The organism is Halobacteriovorax sp. JY17 (assembly GCF_002753895.1).
Classification (GTDB): Bacteria; Bdellovibrionota; Bacteriovoracia; order Bacteriovoracales; family Bacteriovoracaceae; genus Halobacteriovorax.
This window is the reverse complement of record NZ_NJER01000003.1, coordinates 169,531-185,528: the sequence shown is the minus strand read 5'-3', so window position 1 is coordinate 185,528 and position 15,998 is coordinate 169,531. Positions and strand designations below refer to the sequence as shown.

Sequence of the window (15,998 nt, the reverse complement as noted above, 5' to 3'; positions counted from 1 at the left end):
CAATGAATATTGATGAGTATGCTAGAACTCTTCTCTTTTCTCCTCATTTAGAAGATAAGCTCCTAAATCCCAAAGTGATTACGAGCTACAATTCTTTTAATATTGTGGAGAAACCACTATATCCAGGAAGAGATAAGCTTATTGCTTTTTCTGATGTTCAGATTAAATTTCCAAAGCCAAGATCTCTTCATGTTCCAGAGAGAAGAGCAACAGCTCTCCACTTCTTTGCAAATCATGAACTTTTGGCCATCGAAATGATGGCCGCTGCAATTCTTTGCCTACCTACTCGTAATGAAATGGACTTGAAGGCGAAGAGAGGATTAATTGCAACTATCGCTGATGAGCAAAAGCATTTTCTTCTTTATAAGAAACGTATGGAAGCTCTAGGTCTTGAATTTGGAGGAGTTGCTCTTAATGATTTCTTCTGGAAGAAATTTAGTGAAGTTGATCAATTAGATGGATTCTTCGCACTTGTATCCCTAACGTTTGAAGCTGCTAACTTAGATTTTGCAAAATTCTATGAAAATATTTTTAAAGACTTTGAAGACCATGAGTCCGAAAAAATTATGAATATTGTCTATGAAGATGAAATTAGCCATGTTGCTTATGGAAGGAATTGGTTGAATAAGTGGAGAAGCGATAAGAGCCTTTGGGAATACTATAATGAGCTTCTGCCAAAGAATATTACTCCAGCGAGAGCAAAGGCCATGATGTTTGATCACGACGCTAGAGTACGCGCTGGTCTTGATCAAGAATTTATCGACGGAGTTAAAAACTACTCTGATGATTTTGTTGTAACGAATAGAAGAGAATGGAAGAAGTAAAATATCACCTAAATTTGGATTATGAGAATTTTCTCTCAGGTTCTTCTAAAAAGATTAAAGGCGCTAGCTGGTTTGATCATATTTTCTTCTTTATCAATACCAATGAAAAATCTATTTTAAAGACCACTTATAAATTTAGCGAAGAATATCTTGAACATCTACTTTCATTAAATCTCCTTTCTAATAAAGTGTCTTATAAAGGAGCCTCGATTCCATGGTGGGGAAAGTGTGTCGATTTAGAAAAAGAAAAGTTTTTCAACTCTAAAATCTCTATGACTGAGCTTGGAATTCGTGAGGGATGGATACCTATTCCCTCTGTTATCACAAAAAATGAAGCAATTAAGAAGCTAACTTATCCCATGATTGCTCGGGCTGAATGGGGATTTTCTGGAAGAGGAGTTAGCGTCATTAGAAATCTTGAGGATATAGAGAAGATATCCACGACATCTGTTTTTTCTCAATTTGTAGAAAAGTATAAAGACTACGGTGTAACTTTTAATCTCAATGATAAAAGCTTCTTTATAATAGAGAATTACATTGATCAGTACGGCCAATTTAAAGGCGGTGAACTTAAAAGTATTGACGACAGTATAGGAGGTGAGAACTTTAAAATACTAGAAGTTATTAGGGATAAGCTCGCTTCACTTGGGGCTAAAGATTCAATTCAAATTGATACTTTTACTTATAAAGATGGTTTTCATCCCTTTGTTGAGGTTAATTATAGAAAAACAATGGGACTGATGGCTCATTCTTTAAATAGAATCTTTCCTGAAAAATTTGTCTATTGGGGAATACTTAAGATAACTATTTCCAAAAACTTTAAAGAACTTTTAGAAGTACTGTCTGAGTTCGAAGAGAGGGTTGTCTTGCTCTCTCCTGTCGATAAATTTATTTCTGTTGCTCTACTTAGTGATAAGCCTTTAGATGGAAGAAAAGTGTTTCAAGACTTAGAGAAATTTATCAGCGAGTTCTAAAATCAACTTACCACATTGGTCCATAGATTTTGAATAAGCAATAACTCCATCTTGATGGCCTTTCATTACAATGAGTCCTGATGATTTACCTGCGATTAATTGTCCTACACAGTTTGCCATTTCAATAGTTCCATAAGGGACATCTTTAGGAGTCGCATCATAGTTCTCTTCAATCATTCTTTCCCAAATAGTAGTGTTATGAATATGAAAGACAGCAGTGATATCTCTATTAGCTTCATAAACTGCTGCGTGAGTAAGGGCCTCACTAGAAGCCTCAAGTGGACCAACTTGCTTTAGCTTCATTGCTTCTAAGTCATAGCCATTCACAAGAGTGTAGTGTTCTCCTGTTAAGTTTTCATACTTTCCTGTTTGCGTTCCAGTAATAATAAACTCAGCCTGATCATTCCATCTTATAATTTTTGACATATTTCCAAAACCAACTTTTTCAGTTGGATATTCGCCAATCAGATTTAATTTAAAGAGCTTCTTTCTCCAGGACTCTATTTCCTCCCATAAAGCAGGATCTAGAGGCCCTGATTGGGTAAAGTTTGTCCTATCGTACTTAATTACTCCGTCATCGATCACTTTTTCTCAACCTTTTTTGTTAATTTTCGATAAGTTATAAGATTGCATATATTATAAGTTATTGAATCCTTCAAAGGAAAGAAGAATGTTCGACGACCTGAAAGATAAAATTAATGATTTTGCTAGTTCTGTTAAATCAAAACTTCCCGGATCAAAGTCTGATGACGATGATGAAGAGTATGAAGACGAGGAAGGTGAGTTTGATGAGAAGACAGAGGAAATAGACGTCAAAGATAAATTATCTGACTCAGAATCTGAAGATGATGAAGAAGAGTTTGAAGAAGATGATGAAGAGGATGACGAATCTGAGGATGATGAAGACGCAGCAAAGGCTAAGAAGCAGAAAGTAATGCGACTTGGATTAGTTGGTCTTGTTCTTATCTTAGGAGCAAGTATATTAATGGACGATGGAGGAGAGGACGAAAATGTTCTTCCTGAAGTTAAACCTGTTGTTAGAAAGAATCGTCCAAAGAGAAAGAAGAAAGTTGTTAAGACCGCCAAAGAAAATCCTGCTGAAGTCGCTAAGAAAGTGGAAAATAAACCGGTAGATCCAGCGCCAGTGCCAGCAGAAGTAGTTGAAGCTAAAGTTGAGGAAAAGAAGAAAGAAGTAGAATCTAATGAGACAAATGTTCAAGTTGTAGAAAATGAACTTAAGTTAAAAGATGATTCCCCTGAAGAAGGACCAGACACAGTAGACTCTTTAGGAAAAGAAGGCTTTGAGGATAATTCACAAGTTGAGAGCACTCCTTCTAGCCTAGGCGAAGATAATCTTGGACAAGAAAATCAAGGAAGTATGAAGGGTGCGAATGAAATGTCAGAGGCCATTGATAGTTTAAATAACCCAGAGGCTCCTACAATGATTGAAAAAGTCGTTAAAGAAAAATTAGAGTACCAAGAACCTCCTAATTATCAAGAAACAGGAAGGGGACTTGTCTATAACTGTAGTGGTAAGCACTGGGCATGTGTAGATCAAAACAGCTACATAGAGTGCAAGAAGAATAGTGATTGGAGTAAAGAGAACGATAAAGATCCTGAGTGCTCGCCTTCAAATGTTTATAGAAGTTTCAAAGACTGTAGAACGATTCAGGTCTACAATATCAATACAATTACAGAGACAGACTTTTGTAAGAAGTAGAAATAAAAAAAGGAGAAGCGATTGCTTCTCCTTTTTTTATTCACTTATTTTTATATTAATTAAGCAGCGTCTTTAGCAAAGTTCCCATCAATAATTGTAAGTTCAAAAGTATCTTCACCTTTTGAGTCCTCTCTAGTCATTGCTGTAATAAAATGCTTTACAAGAGCAGCATCAAATTGTGAACCAGAAAATTCTTCAAGCTCACTAAAGGCCACTTCGTATGGAAGACCTTTTCTATAAGGGCGTGTTGATGTCATGGCATCAAATGTATCGGCAATCAAAATAATTCTAGAGAATAAAGGAATATCTTCTCCCTTTAGTCCATCAGGATAACCACGACCATCATATCTTTCATGGTGATGTTTAGCATATGTCGCAATATCTTTAAAGCAATCAAAGTCTTGTAGAATTTCCGCAGTTAGACTTGGATGTGCTTTCATTTTGAGAAATTCATCCTCAGTAAGTCTTGCAGGTTTTAAAAGGACAGCGTCTGGAACACCAATTTTTCCAATATCATGAAAGAGTGCAGACATTTCTAATTCATACATTTCTTCGTCATTAAGACCAAGCTCTTTTCCTAGTGTAACACTATAATAGGCAACTCTCATGCTATGTCCGTAAGTATAGTGGTCTTTAGCATCAAGTGCTCTAAGCATACTTTTTACTGCCATTTCACACATTTCTTGCTGCTGTTCTCGAAGTTCGCGAACCTGCTTTACAAGGTCAAGCATCGCAACATTTGCGACAACTGATTGAAGAGAAATAACATTATCTTTTTTCTTATCCATATTTAGCCCAATGCCTCGCTATGTATTCATTGTAATAGCGTGCATAGCATTTATCGTTATTTTGACTAAAAACCTTTAGAATTTACTTTTTCATCAATAGTTTCAACCTGTTACCTAATTAAATAAAACATCTTAAGTGCCAAGAATTAGAGCACGTTATATAGGGGAGAATGGCAGAGAATTTTGCCTTAACTACTCTGAATTATTGTTTTTTGTTAGTCTATTAAGATTAGAAATTTATAAAACAAGTGAAAGAAAATGAAGAAAGTGGTTGTCCTGTCTAAAGATGCTGAATTAAAAACGGAGTTTCGAAGTTTGGAAAGTAATTACCTTTGTGAGGTTATAACTTTCAATTTTGATCAAGCGACAGTTTTTGAAAACCTCTTAAAAGATGATCAAGTTATCCTTCTCTTATCTATTAAAGATTGGAAGGCGTTCAAATTATTCTACGATGAAAATAAAATGGATATTAATGGGAATGTTATTTTGGTTGGAGATAAGAGTAACTCTTCATCGAAAGAATTGGAACAAATCTGTTCTGTCGATAGATTTATAAAAGGTGTACTAAGTATAGATGATCCTGATTACTTACATAGACCTTGGTTTAATCTATTGATTAATCCACAAATTGACAGTGTTGATAGTGAGGACTTAGATGAGGTAGGGCAGAGTTTGGAAAGAGTCATGACCGCAGCGATAAATGAGCTTCAAAGAGTGAAAGAGATCCACGAAAAATTAGTTCCTATTAGAGAAGAGAGCTTTAAGGGCCTTATGGCCACGAGTAAGTTTGGTGCCGGAGAAAGTTCGGGAGGGGAGTTCTTTGATGTTATTTCAACGGATAATGAAGTTCTCTTACTACTTGCAAGATCGAGATCATATCTTATTTCAAGTATTATAATGAAGCAATTTGACGAACTTAGAGGAAGTAGTACATTTACCGATAGTAAGATTGACAATTTTATTAAGGGCTTAAATTTAGAAGTTGAAAATTCAAAAGTTAAAGAAGAGAAGAGAAAATTAGATGTCTTATTTCTTCGTATTGACCTCCGAAAGATGAAAACTAGAGTATGGAAGTCGGGTAATTCTCTGCTTCTCCTAAACTCTAAAGAGGTTAAAGAATCTGAAGTTTCCATCGAAAGAGGTGAAAAGTTGATCATTCTCTCTAGTGGTTTATTAGACAATCCTCCTGGAAAGGAAGTTATTCTAAAAACAGCTAATTTAAATGTTCAAAAATCAGGACGTGAATTATTGGATGAAGTCTTCTATACTCTTAAGAAAGAGAAAACTTCAATGTTCTTTTCTCACGACGCAACGATGATTATTTTTGAGGTAAGTAAGAATGCAATTATTCAAATGTAGTATTTTATTTGTTCTTTTAATTTCTAATTCATATTCAATGAATATGTTTTCGGATATGGAGTGTATTCAAGGGAATTATGATGCCGTTGTGGAACATAAGGCTGCACCATTTGGTCTCTCTAAAAATATTTTAGCTATTTCAAAGAGTGATTGTTCCATTACCATTAATCATTCAAAATTTAAATTTATGAAAGATAGTTGGACAATAGATGTCTGTAGAGAACCTGTTCATATAAAGAAAGATGAAGGTGGTGTAGAGGTCTTAAAAAGAGAAGCTGGTTGTAAGGCCGGAAGTAGTGAGTACTGTAAAGAGTTAGTGAAAATTGAAAAGCTCCTACAGGACGATGGATTAATTTTTGCTACAGGTGAAAAAGAAAATATTTCAAGTGATCACGGAAAAGTATATTGTACTTACTTGCTAACAAAGAAATACTTAAGAAATGGACTTGTCTTTAATAGAGGTCGTGAGTATGTAGGAACTTTATTTCCAAGTAAAATTAAAGTTAATGCAGTTATAGACAATAATTCGAATAAAGAAGAGAGGCCACCAATGGAACAAACCATAGAAGACGGGCCTGCTGACTTCTAACGAATTATTTTAAAAGTATTTTCAAGATCTCTAATTAAATCATCAACATTTTCAATACCAACGGATAATCTAATCAGATTATCCGTGATGCCTAATGTTTCTCGTGTCTTTTTTGGAATTGAAGCGTGAGTCATGATCGCGGGATGTTCAATTAAACTCTCAACACCTCCAAGGCTCTCAGCGAGTGAGAATATTTGAATTTTTGAGAGAAACTTCTTCGACTTCTTTATATCTCCCTTAAGAAAGAAAGTTATCATTCCACCAAAACCCGACATCTGTATTTTTGCAATTCTGTGTTGAGGATGACTTTTAAGCCCCGGATAGAGAACTTTTTCAACCATTGGATGAGACTCAAGAAACTTTGCAATTTTCATGGCATTCTTTTGATGAGCTTCCATTCTAATGGCCAATGTTTTTATTCCTCTTAGGACTAGCCAAGAGTCAAAGGGAGATTGACTTGGGCCTATTGAGTTTTGAAGAGTCCACAATTTATCATAGACCTTCTTCTCATTGAGCATAAGAGCTCCACCGACAACATCAGAATGACCATTAATGTATTTAGTCATTGAGTGCAATACGATATCTGCTCCGAGAGAGAGCGGATTTTGAAAGTAAGGACTCATGAAAGTATTGTCTACCAAGGTCTTTACCTTATATTTTTTGGCAATACTTGTGACTTTCATTATATCAGTAATTTTAAGTAGGGGGTTCGTTGGAGTTTCAATCCAGAGAAGACTTGGTCTGTGTTCCTTAATCTTGCTCTCTACTTCTTCTAAGTCAGTTGTATTGATAAAAATAAAGTTGTGAATTTCATTAAATACAGTAGTGAATAACCTATAAGTCCCGCCATAAACATCATCACCGCAGAGAATTGTTGAACCCGCTGGAAGAGTGTGCATAACAAGCATTTCAGCGGATAGACCACTTGAAGTGACAAGAGCATACTTCGCCTCTTCAAGTGAAGCTAAGCACTCTTCTAGTCTGGTTCTTGTAGGATTGTGCGAACGTGTGTACTCATAGCCCTTATGAACACCTGGACTTGATTGAACGTAAGTTGAAGTCTGATAAATAGGAGGCATGATCGCGCCCGTCTCCGGGTCGGGATGTCCTCCAGCATGAATAACTCTAGAAGCTTTATCTAAGTCTTTAACTTCTGATTTCTTCACTAAACATGGCCCTTCTTTGAGAAGTATTGAAGAACGTCAATTTCCGTCAGAATATCGACAAGTTTATTATTGTCTGTAATTAGCGCAACTTCTTTTTGGAGAAGGGCTTCAGCAACAGACTCTAATAGCAAGTTCTTATCTACAACTCTATACTTATTTGAAAAGGCTAGAGAGATATTATCGTCTTTCTGGAATTCTCCCATAAGAACTGGCTTCACGAGATTTTTTTCCGCAACAAGACCAACAATTTCTTCCTGTGAGTTTAAGACGGGAAGCTGAGAAACGCCTTCTGAGTCCATAATGTTGATGGCCTCTCCAATAGTTGAGGTATCTCTAATTGTAAGAATGGTTCCTTTCTTTCCAATATCATTAAGTACATCTTTAATTTGAACATTGAATGAAGAATCAAGGTATCCATTATCACTCATCCAATCATCGTTATATATTTTAGAGGCGTATCTATTTCCAGAGTCGTGAAGGAGAATAAGAATTTTCTTTTTCTTTGTTTGTTTTGCCGCATACTTTAAAGCACCACAGATTGCTGCCCCAGCAGAACCACCAGCATAGATCCCTTCTTCTTTTAGAAGTCTTCTAGTCATGAGAAAACTTTCTTTATCGCCGACAACTTCAAAATCATCGATAACATCAAAATCATAGTTTTCTGGAATAAAGTCTTCACCAACGCCTTCTAGAACATATGACTTTGCTTCACACATTTCACCAGTTTTCTTATAATGAGCAATAATTGATCCTTCACAGTCAATTCCAACAATTTCAACATTTGGCATTTTCTCTTTGAAGTACTTTCCACAACCAGTAATTGTTCCACCTGTTCCAACACCGGCCATAAAGACATCGAAATCTCCTTGAGTTTGTTCAAACATTTCAGGAGCAGTCCACGTGTAGTGAGTATTTCTATTGTGAAGGTTGTCATATTGATTAACATAGAAAGAGTTTGGAATAGTTTGGGCCAATCTCTTTGAGACACTATAGTAAGATCTAGGATCTTCTGGTTCAACATTAGTAGGGCAGACCACAACTTTTGCACCAAAAGCTCTTAAGTTATCAATTTTTTCTTGAGACTGCTTATCAGCGAGAACGAAGATACACTTATACTTGTGTACCGCTGCCCACATGGCGAGACCAACTCCTGTGTTTCCAGAAGTTCCCTCAATAATTGTTCCACCTGGCTTTAGGTCTCCATCAATGATTGCCTGGTCGAGCATATAAGCACCGATTCTATCTTTAGTTGATCCACCAGGGTTCATAAACTCTAGCTTTACATAAATCTCACAGTTGCTATCTTTTGCTAAACTATTCAATTTTACAATAGGAGTATTTCCAATTGCTTCAACAACATTAGCTCTCGATCCTTTCATCATATCTCTCTCCTTAATTTAATACTTCTTTTATTTCATCTGTACTCGCCAGCGTTGCAAGTCTTGCAATCACCGTATACATAGCTTCTTTTGCTTTGTGATCTTGATTCTGTCTAATTTCACTAATACAGAACTTTCTAAAAACCATTCCGCGACTATTTAAATTACCATCGGCTTTCTTTTCGCTATTAGCTCTCATAAATCCACCGACACTCTTTCCTGCAACAAGGTAAATCGCAACCTCTGCGGGCATATCATCGTATTGAAGAATTGTATCTACACCTTCTTGGACTAGAAGAGATGTGAACTTAATCTTATTCTTCCCTACATCCATTTTATTTCGAGCTTTTCTATTCATTGTAATGATTTCTTCTCCTGAAGAAACGACACTGATACCCATACCGTAAGTTCCTTGAGAGGCCTTCACGAAAATCTTCTTATCTTCTGGTAGTTCGCTCTTTAAATCGTCAACAGCCTGACCTAATTGCTCTAATCCATCTTTAGAGGAAAAGTCGACATTTTCAACTGTTCTAAACTTTGCCTGAAGAATATTAGGATTGATTTCAAAGTGAGCTGAAAAATCCTTTACTGTTTGATCATAGAAAGAGAAATGCTTGTTTTTCTGTCTCGCAAACCAACCAATAAGAGGAGTCGGATTGATAGGTGTAGTGACGGACTTCCAATCAATATCAATAGGGTCAGATTGGTCATTATTTAAAATAACGAATTCTTGCTCTATTCCATTTGAGAATACTTTTCCATCTTTAATTTCTGCTTTAAGAATTTGTAGATCGAATTGTGAATGAGAAATTAAGTTGAGTTCGCCACCTTCTTGAAAGAGGTTATTGTCAAAGCTTAGAAAAGTCACTTCATACCCGGCATCGCTGATAACTTTTCCTAGCATTGCTAGGTGGTCTAGGTAGAAGAGATTCTTAGTGTGAGATTCTGGAATAATTCCAACTCTCTTTACTTCTTTGCCAACTTCCGAGATTGCGGAACCAAAAACTTCCGTCGCGTAATCTAGGTCGAGTGAACAGAGATTGTTGAACCCAGCAGGATACATATTGTGATCAACTGGGGCTATTTTATCTTTGCTCTCTCTGATATCAACGCTTGAATATATTGGAGTCGTTTTCTTTTCAAACTTAGTATCAATATAGGAATTAATTTCGTTCCAGTTTTCAGATACAAATTTTTCAAATTCGCTTTTAGTATTAATTTTAAATGACATTATTTGCTCCTAAGACCGAAGTAGATTCCAACCTTGTGCTAAATTTGTAACATGTTCACAGGGTTTTGAAGAGAGTATCTCTGAGAACTCAAGGACTCTGTGAAAGTTTTTACCTGCAAATGTTTTTAACTCATTTTCTTTAGTGAGCATAGTTGATTTCAGTAATTCTAGCTCTGTATCATGAGGATGCCAATTGTCTAAGAAGGGTTTGTGACACTTGTTGACACATAGAAAGTTATCATCGTGCATAAATTCACCTGCCCCTTGGAGGAGGTGAAGAGCTTCTCCTACTTTATGATGCTCTGCGGACGTCACCAAGAACCAGTTGGAGAAATCCTTCTTTCCCAGTTCTTTTTGAAATTCAATTGCCGACGTAAAGTGATCTTTTGTTTGATAGAGAAACCCAATTGCATCGACAAAGAGATCTACAAAGTCTGAACCAGTAACCTTTTCAAGATAACTTAAGAGCTTCTTTATTCCGGTAGAAACAATTTTAGAAAATAATTTCTTAGGAGCACTTTTTTGTCCTACTTTCTTTCCAAGAAATTTGAAGATTTCTACGAAACTCTTATCAAAGAATTGTTCAATTTTTCGTGTCGCCTGCAAGAAGTCAATAAAGTGTTTTCCTGGAGGAGTATCTAAGATAACTGTATCGTAGTCACTATGGCTTAGGTGAAACTGTACTTCTATAACGGCCATGATCTCATTCATTCCACCGTAAGGCTTTGTGAGAACTTTTAAAATCCTATTATCTAGATCTTTTGTAAGTCCCTCTGCAGTACCTATTCGTTCAAGAGTTTTTGCAGGAGAAAGTAATAACGCGTAGAGGTCGCTTGATTCCTCTTCGTCTGGAAAGAAAGTCTTAGTTGAAACGGGAGTAATATTACCAGAGTCTTGATTATCAAGGCCTAGAAGCTGTTTCAATCTTTTAGCCGGATCAATTGTAATGAGCAGAACCTTCTTTCCATCTTTAGCAAGAGAGACAGCTCTAGAAGTTGCAAGAGTGGTTTTACCAACCCCTCCAGTACCACAGAAAATTTCTACTTTCTTACTTGGAATACTCATAAGAGTTCTCCAATATCTTTCTTTGATAAATCGAGTATGACGCTTTGAAAGTCCTCTCCAAGTGAGTGAGGGACCTTCTTTGTGGCAACTTCTTTATATTCTTCAATAACAGCTGTCTCAAGTTGATTTTTTATTTTCAAAAAATCTGGTAACTCTTCCTTGCTTGAAAGAAGAGGTGAGAGACAGTCATTGATTATGACTTCTGTATTTCTAAAGTTTAAATCTTGTAAGTGCTCTTTTACTTCTTTGGATTCGTTAAGGGCCATTTTAGTTGGAAGAGAGACAATATAGTTTTTAAGTGAATTCTCAGCGTAAATAAATCGATGCATTCGGTTTATGTCTTCGACTAATAATCCAGACCCAAATATTTCTTTAAAATTATGAGAGGACTCAAACATGGTCATTGCATGTCCGCTGGATGGTGAGTCTAGAATAATTGTAAGGGTAGGATCATCTTCAAGTAGGTCGATTACATGGCCTAGGAGAATCATGTGACCAAGACCTGGAATCATATTAAAAAGGGATTTGAAGAAAGGAGTTTTCATGATCCATGAGGCAACCATTTCTGATCCAAGCTTCTTGCCCATGTAAATTTCGGCCGATTTTTCTAGCTCTAAGTGAAGGGAGGGGATATTCAGTTCTTCACAGAGCTCTGTCTGGTCTTCTTGATCAAAACTGTTATAGAGAACTTTACTTCCACTTTCTGCAAGTTTCTTTGCTAATGAGAGTGAAAGTGATGTTTTCCCAACACCGCCTTTTCCTGTAATTATGTAAAGTCGGTGCGACATGCTTAGAAAGTGTAGAAAGTCGTCATCATTAATTTGACGTAAGAGCCTTCAACTTCCGGTTGAAGGTCTTGCTTAACATCAAATGGATTATGAAGAGTTCCCATAACACCTATTGTAAATTTGTCATTGAGTCTAAGATCAGCGCCAGCCCCAGCATGATAACCAAAAGTCATTTTTGTTTTCGAAGTGACAAGCTCATTGTTAATGAGTCTTCTTACTTTAGGTTGATAGAAGCCAAAACCACCTGTGATAAATGGTGAGAAGTTATCAAATTGAAAAGTCTTTGCCTTAATTCCAAGGGCCAGACCTGTTAGTTGTGTGTATTGATTGAGATACTTATGCTTGGAAGTATGAAAGTTTGCTAGAAAGTCAAAAGAGTGACTAGCAGAGTAATTATAGAATAGATCCCAAGTAATCTTGTCTTCGCCTTTGTCTGCAAACTCACTCATGAGAAAAGTTTGTCCGATACCAAGACCTATACTGTGCTTATTTAAAGGATTCATATTCCTAGAAGCAGGTATTGATGAGTCTACATTTTTAGACTTTTCATCAGATGTTAATTTCTTTATAGATGGTTTTGCTGTGGCTGAAAAACCTGTTGCTAAGAAAGCAACAGGAATTACATATTTTGAAAAATTCTTTAAATATTTTTTCATTTCTAGTCTCTAAACTGGGGGATTAATCTCCCCCTTATATTAGTTTAAAGTACTTGGTGTTTCAACAGTTGAGTTTACTTCAGTGTTTTGTACGAAATTGTTTAGGTTTTCGCTTAAAGTTGGCTCAGAAGTAGTTTCAGTTGAAGTTGTCCCTTCAAGAGCTCTAATGTGCCCTGTAAAAGTCCCTTCTTCTGATCTGATAACTCTTTTAAGAAGTTCAACGTCACCAGCTCTTGTCGATTTCTTTTCTTGATCAAAAAGAAGTTGAATTTGAGTCATGTAAGTGATGTCATTTTTAGTTTTGTTATCAATTACTTGAATCTCATGACCTTCTCTGATGATCTGAGCGATTTCTTCTAGAGTAACGTAACAGCTTTGGTGTGTGTCATAAAGCTTACGGTTTTGGTATCTCTTGATAATTCTTACGTCGTTCATCTTTTATTTCCCCTATTTGAATATGAGATATTAGTCTCATTAAATAATTAATTTGTTTTTTAGCTTCTAGCATCAAAATATCGAAAAGAAAGTCTTTATGTATATTTTTCAGTGCTTAGCGTTGTTAAGTAAAGGAAAGTAAAGAAGTATACAATATCAATAGCTTGAAAGGGCTATTGCTATAGTTACATTCAATTAATGCTTTGCTTCGATTAACGACTCAATGAATTAGCAAGAACGGCAAAAGGGTGTCAACTGAAAATCCTGACAAAATTCTTACAGTGCATTATTTCTAGGATCATTTATGTGTTTTCAGTTGATTAGAGAGACTGAAAATAAAGATTTCTTAAGGATCTTGATAAGACTGTTTTGGGTGTGCTGCACAATTTTTTCGGTAAAATGTACCTTTTTCTCTATTTTAAACAAAGATTTAAATATTTTCTCTGCAATCACGACAAGTAAGAAGGGAATTCTCCGATCTCGGAGGCCATTCGTACTTAAAGGGATATCATGTTTAAGAAAATTTCTTACTTATTGCTAATCGTTAATCTTTATTCATGCTCAGGAGTAAAGAAGAAAGTAAGCGTCATTGATCCGCTAAAAGCAATTGTAGGTTCAGAGAAAGATCTCAGTAAATTTTCATTACAGGAAAAGCTTGAAAGAGAGTTTAACTCAATTCCTGTGAGCAATAAGACAAGGCTTTCATTCTTTGCGGATGAAATTTATATGAAGGGTTCGGATGCTTCGCTTCGCGGCGATAGTGAGTCAGCAGCTCTATTTTTTGAATACGTTTTAAAAGTTAAAAAAAATGATGAATATGTAGAGAAGAGATATGCAGTAGAGCTTATTCGTTTAAATAAGCTTGCTGAAGCTAAGAAGATCCTTTCATCTCTTTATAAGAGTGAAGAATCTGAAAAGGTGGGGCTGATTTTAGCTGGAGTTCACACAGCATTAAGGGAAAAAAGAGAGGCGCAGTTAGTTTATCTTTCTATCTTAAAGAAATATCCAACTTCTGAAGAGGCCTGCGTATTCTTAGCCAAATCTTACTCTCTTGAATCAAAATTTAAGAAGTCTTTTAAACTCTTAAATAAGTGTGAAAGAAGCGCGAAAGGGAAAGCAATCTATTCTTTTTATAGAGGAAAGATTGAAATTGCTCGAGGAAATATCAGGGCCGCTGAGAAAAATTTTAAAAGATCATTGAAGATAGATCCTACTTATCAGCAATCGGCAATAGGACTTGGAGCTATTTACGAAGAAGAAAAGAAGTTTACGAAAGCATTAGAAGTGTATGAGAAATTCTTAAAAGAAAGTCCAAATGCTTACGGTGTTTTAAAGAACATCATTCAGATTTACTTCGCTCTTGGAAAATATGAACGAGTCATTCCTTTTGCAGAAAGATTATCAAATATCGATTCTAGTGATTTAAATTTAAAAGTACGTCTTGGAATTCTGTATGCAGACTCTAAGAGATATGACGATGCTAAAGGTATTTTTAAAGAAATCCTATCTGCGGTACCAAAGTCAGATAAAGTTCTTTATTACTTAGGAACTCTCTATCAACAGACGGGAGAGTTTGACTCTGCAGTGACTTATTATTCAAAAGTTCCTGAAGAAAGTTCTCTATTTCATGAAAGTAATATTCAAATTGCGCAAATTCTTCAAGCTAGTGCAATTGAGCAAAAGGAAACTAGAAATAAGCTTGTGAGCTTTGTTGATGAAAGAGCAGGGAAGCACTCTACTTTAAGAGTTGAGCTTAGAGTTATGCTTGCTGGATTTTATGAAAATGAAGGAGAGCTCCATGGTGCAGTTGCTGAAATGGAGAAGGTAAAAGACGAAAAGTCTTTTAATGAAGGGCATGAGTATTACTTTGCAGCTCTACTTGAAAAAACAAATCGATTTGATAGAGCTAAAGAAGTAATCGAAAAACTATTAGTTAAGAATCCTGAAAACCCACATGCTTTAAATTTTTTAGGTTACTCACTTCTTGAAAGAGGAATTGAGTTAGACAGAGCTTTAAAGCTAATCACAAAAGCGGTAGAGTTAAAGCCAGATGATGGCTATATAAGAGACAGTCTTGGTTGGTTCTATTATAAGACTGGAGACTACGAAAAAGCGTTAGTCGAGATAAAAAAAGCATGGACTTTAGTCAGTACAGATGTTGTTATTACTAAACATTTAGCCATGGTTTATACGAAGCTTAAAGATTTTCGAAAAGCTAAAGAATTCTATGTGGAGGCCTTGAACAATTGCAAAGTCGAATCGGAAAGACAGGACGTACTAAAAGAATTAAGTGGCTTAGAAAAGCTTCGCTTGCCTGCGTCTCGTTAATACTACTTTCTTGTGCACATAATGGCCCTAAAGTAGAAGCTCTTTCAGAGCTAAGAAATCAATTAACAAATTTATGCTTGTCTGGAGAAGGTAGAGGGAGAATAAAAATTCTCTCTAGTACTACTTTGTTTTCTTACGAGTCAGTAAGTTCCACAGAAGAGAAAGTCTGGAAAATGGCCGTTGATATTCCACTGCATGGCTCTGAGTTGCTATCTCTCTATTGGGGAGATGTTGAAAGGTCTGGGGCAAAGTTAAAGGGAAATTTTGCTAGAAGAATTTATACATCACTTAGAAATCACCAAGATTCAAAAGATAACTTGAGTCATTTGAAATCATTTGCAAATGGCTTAGGTGAAATTATTTATTTAAGCGAGAGTTTAAGCCAGGTTGGATCTAAGACTTGTTCGAAGAGCAAATGCCGCGTCGGAACGAGAGATCTGCTTTGGAGCATTAGAAATGAGCATCTCTTTATAGATAGAGCTAACGATCAGGGCAATATTATGAGGTTCGACTTTTCTAGCCTCACAAGTAATGGACCAAAGCGTCTTTCTATCTATCCCCTTGATAATAAGCAAAGCAAGGATTCATTTAAGGTTGAACTATTCTTTAACCGCTGTGAATAACGCGAAGCTAATAAGTCTTTTCCTTTAATTCCTAGATATTCTCTAAATAATTTTGTATAGATTTTAAGTTACA

The 15,998-nt window shown here is 35.9% G+C and carries 16 protein-coding genes; 7 read left to right on the top strand and 9 right to left on the bottom strand.

The window, feature by feature from the left end:
* Positions 1-2: 2 nt before the first annotated feature.
* Entirely contained in the window at positions 3-824 is an 822-nt protein-coding gene (locus CES88_RS13220; protein WP_290735209.1) for a DUF455 family protein, read from the top strand.
* On the top strand, positions 812-1,798 hold the full coding sequence (locus CES88_RS13215) for a hypothetical protein (RefSeq protein WP_290735206.1): 987 nt from the start codon (positions 812-814) through the stop codon (positions 1,796-1,798). The genes CES88_RS13220 and CES88_RS13215 overlap by 13 nt, the downstream gene beginning before the upstream one ends.
* On the opposite strand, the gene CES88_RS13210 is transcribed toward CES88_RS13215, so the two are convergent.
* Entirely contained in the window at positions 1,772-2,383 is a 612-nt protein-coding gene (locus CES88_RS13210; RefSeq protein WP_290735203.1) for a class II aldolase/adducin family protein, read from the bottom strand. The genes CES88_RS13215 and CES88_RS13210 overlap by 27 nt on opposite strands.
* An 85-nt stretch (positions 2,384-2,468) precedes the next feature.
* Here CES88_RS13210 and CES88_RS13205 point away from each other — a divergent pair, with 85 nt between their 5' ends.
* Positions 2,469-3,518 carry a hypothetical protein gene (locus CES88_RS13205; RefSeq protein WP_290735201.1) on the top strand — a complete coding sequence of 350 codons (1,050 nt, stop codon included), beginning with the start codon at positions 2,469-2,471 and terminating at the stop codon, positions 3,516-3,518.
* Positions 3,519-3,577: 59 nt separating this feature from the next.
* Here CES88_RS13205 and CES88_RS13200 read toward each other — a convergent pair whose 3' ends face one another.
* The gene (locus tag CES88_RS13200) at positions 3,578-4,306 is read right to left on the bottom strand and encodes an HD-GYP domain-containing protein (protein WP_290735199.1); all 729 of its coding nucleotides are present in this window, start codon (positions 4,304-4,306) and stop codon (positions 3,578-3,580) included.
* Positions 4,307-4,564: 258 nt separating this feature from the next.
* Here CES88_RS13200 and CES88_RS13195 point away from each other — a divergent pair, with 258 nt between their 5' ends.
* Together CES88_RS13195 and CES88_RS13190 are read left to right on the top strand one after the other, a co-directional pair.
* Positions 4,565-5,665 (top strand): hypothetical protein, encoded by a 1,101-nt coding sequence (locus CES88_RS13195; RefSeq protein WP_290735196.1) that lies wholly within the window; start codon positions 4,565-4,567, stop codon positions 5,663-5,665.
* Positions 5,646-6,254 carry a hypothetical protein gene (locus CES88_RS13190; RefSeq protein WP_290735193.1) on the top strand — a complete coding sequence of 203 codons (609 nt, stop codon included), beginning with the start codon at positions 5,646-5,648 and terminating at the stop codon, positions 6,252-6,254. The genes CES88_RS13195 and CES88_RS13190 overlap by 20 nt, the downstream gene beginning before the upstream one ends.
* Here the strand turns inward: CES88_RS13190 and CES88_RS13185 are convergent.
* From CES88_RS13185 to CES88_RS13155, 7 genes are read right to left on the bottom strand one after another with little or no spacing between them, the layout of a single operon-like run.
* A complete protein-coding gene (locus tag CES88_RS13185; RefSeq protein WP_290735190.1) occupies positions 6,251-7,420 on the bottom strand; it encodes a PLP-dependent aspartate aminotransferase family protein in 1,170 nt (389 codons plus the stop codon). The two genes, CES88_RS13190 and CES88_RS13185, sit on opposite strands and share 4 nt — an antisense overlap.
* On the bottom strand, positions 7,420-8,802 hold the full coding sequence (locus tag CES88_RS13180; RefSeq protein ID WP_290735187.1) for a pyridoxal-phosphate dependent enzyme: 1,383 nt from the start codon (positions 8,800-8,802) through the stop codon (positions 7,420-7,422). The genes CES88_RS13185 and CES88_RS13180 overlap by 1 nt, the downstream gene beginning before the upstream one ends.
* Positions 8,803-8,812: 10 nt before the next feature.
* On the bottom strand, positions 8,813-10,030 hold the full coding sequence (locus CES88_RS13175) for a glutamate--cysteine ligase (protein WP_290735183.1): 1,218 nt from the start codon (positions 10,028-10,030) through the stop codon (positions 8,813-8,815).
* 9 nt (positions 10,031-10,039) lie between these two features.
* Positions 10,040-11,095: an ArsA-related P-loop ATPase gene (locus CES88_RS13170; protein WP_290735180.1), complete on the bottom strand. Its 1,056-nt coding sequence runs from the start codon at positions 11,093-11,095 to the stop codon at positions 10,040-10,042.
* Positions 11,092-11,883: an ArsA-related P-loop ATPase gene (locus CES88_RS13165; protein ID WP_290735177.1), complete on the bottom strand. Its 792-nt coding sequence runs from the start codon at positions 11,881-11,883 to the stop codon at positions 11,092-11,094. Before CES88_RS13165 ends, CES88_RS13170 begins: the two co-directional genes overlap by 4 nt.
* Before the next feature lie 2 nt (positions 11,884-11,885).
* Positions 11,886-12,539, bottom strand: coding sequence for an outer membrane beta-barrel protein (locus CES88_RS13160; protein ID WP_290735173.1), 654 nt, complete (start codon positions 12,537-12,539; stop codon positions 11,886-11,888).
* Positions 12,540-12,578: 39 nt separating this feature from the next.
* Positions 12,579-12,974: a polyhydroxyalkanoate synthesis regulator DNA-binding domain-containing protein gene (locus CES88_RS13155; RefSeq protein ID WP_290735170.1), complete on the bottom strand. Its 396-nt coding sequence runs from the start codon at positions 12,972-12,974 to the stop codon at positions 12,579-12,581.
* Between the two features lie 510 nt (positions 12,975-13,484).
* On the opposite strand from CES88_RS13155, the gene CES88_RS13150 reads away from it, so the two are divergent.
* Positions 13,485-15,302: a tetratricopeptide repeat protein gene (locus CES88_RS13150; protein ID WP_290735167.1), complete on the top strand. Its 1,818-nt coding sequence runs from the start codon at positions 13,485-13,487 to the stop codon at positions 15,300-15,302.
* The gene (locus CES88_RS13145; protein WP_290735165.1) at positions 15,221-15,925 is read left to right on the top strand and encodes a hypothetical protein; all 705 of its coding nucleotides are present in this window, start codon (positions 15,221-15,223) and stop codon (positions 15,923-15,925) included. Before CES88_RS13150 ends, CES88_RS13145 begins: the two co-directional genes overlap by 82 nt.
* The last annotated feature ends 73 nt before the right edge of the window (positions 15,926-15,998 follow it).

What these genes read in the sequence shown, in the direction of transcription:
- CES88_RS13170 (WP_290735180.1), bottom strand. Translation starts at nt 11,095, where the DNA reads ATGAGTATTCCAAGTAAGAAAGTAGAAATTTTCTGTGGTACTGGAGGG.
- CES88_RS13220 (WP_290735209.1), top strand. Translation starts at nt 3, where the DNA reads ATGAATATTGATGAGTATGCTAGAACTCTTCTCTTTTCTCCTCATTTA.
- CES88_RS13155 (WP_290735170.1), bottom strand. Translation starts at nt 12,974, where the DNA reads ATGAACGACGTAAGAATTATCAAGAGATACCAAAACCGTAAGCTTTAT.
- CES88_RS13160 (WP_290735173.1), bottom strand. Translation starts at nt 12,539, where the DNA reads ATGAAAAAATATTTAAAGAATTTTTCAAAATATGTAATTCCTGTTGCT.
- CES88_RS13205 (WP_290735201.1), top strand. Translation starts at nt 2,469, where the DNA reads ATGTTCGACGACCTGAAAGATAAAATTAATGATTTTGCTAGTTCTGTT.
- CES88_RS13200 (WP_290735199.1), bottom strand. Translation starts at nt 4,306, where the DNA reads ATGGATAAGAAAAAAGATAATGTTATTTCTCTTCAATCAGTTGTCGCA.
- CES88_RS13180 (WP_290735187.1), bottom strand. Translation starts at nt 8,802, where the DNA reads ATGATGAAAGGATCGAGAGCTAATGTTGTTGAAGCAATTGGAAATACT.
- CES88_RS13190 (WP_290735193.1), top strand. Translation starts at nt 5,646, where the DNA reads ATGCAATTATTCAAATGTAGTATTTTATTTGTTCTTTTAATTTCTAAT.
- CES88_RS13195 (WP_290735196.1), top strand. Translation starts at nt 4,565, where the DNA reads ATGAAGAAAGTGGTTGTCCTGTCTAAAGATGCTGAATTAAAAACGGAG.
- CES88_RS13150 (WP_290735167.1), top strand. Translation starts at nt 13,485, where the DNA reads ATGTTTAAGAAAATTTCTTACTTATTGCTAATCGTTAATCTTTATTCA.
- CES88_RS13165 (WP_290735177.1), bottom strand. Translation starts at nt 11,883, where the DNA reads ATGTCGCACCGACTTTACATAATTACAGGAAAAGGCGGTGTTGGGAAA.
- CES88_RS13215 (WP_290735206.1), top strand. Translation starts at nt 812, where the DNA reads ATGGAAGAAGTAAAATATCACCTAAATTTGGATTATGAGAATTTTCTC.
- CES88_RS13175 (WP_290735183.1), bottom strand. Translation starts at nt 10,030, where the DNA reads ATGTCATTTAAAATTAATACTAAAAGCGAATTTGAAAAATTTGTATCT.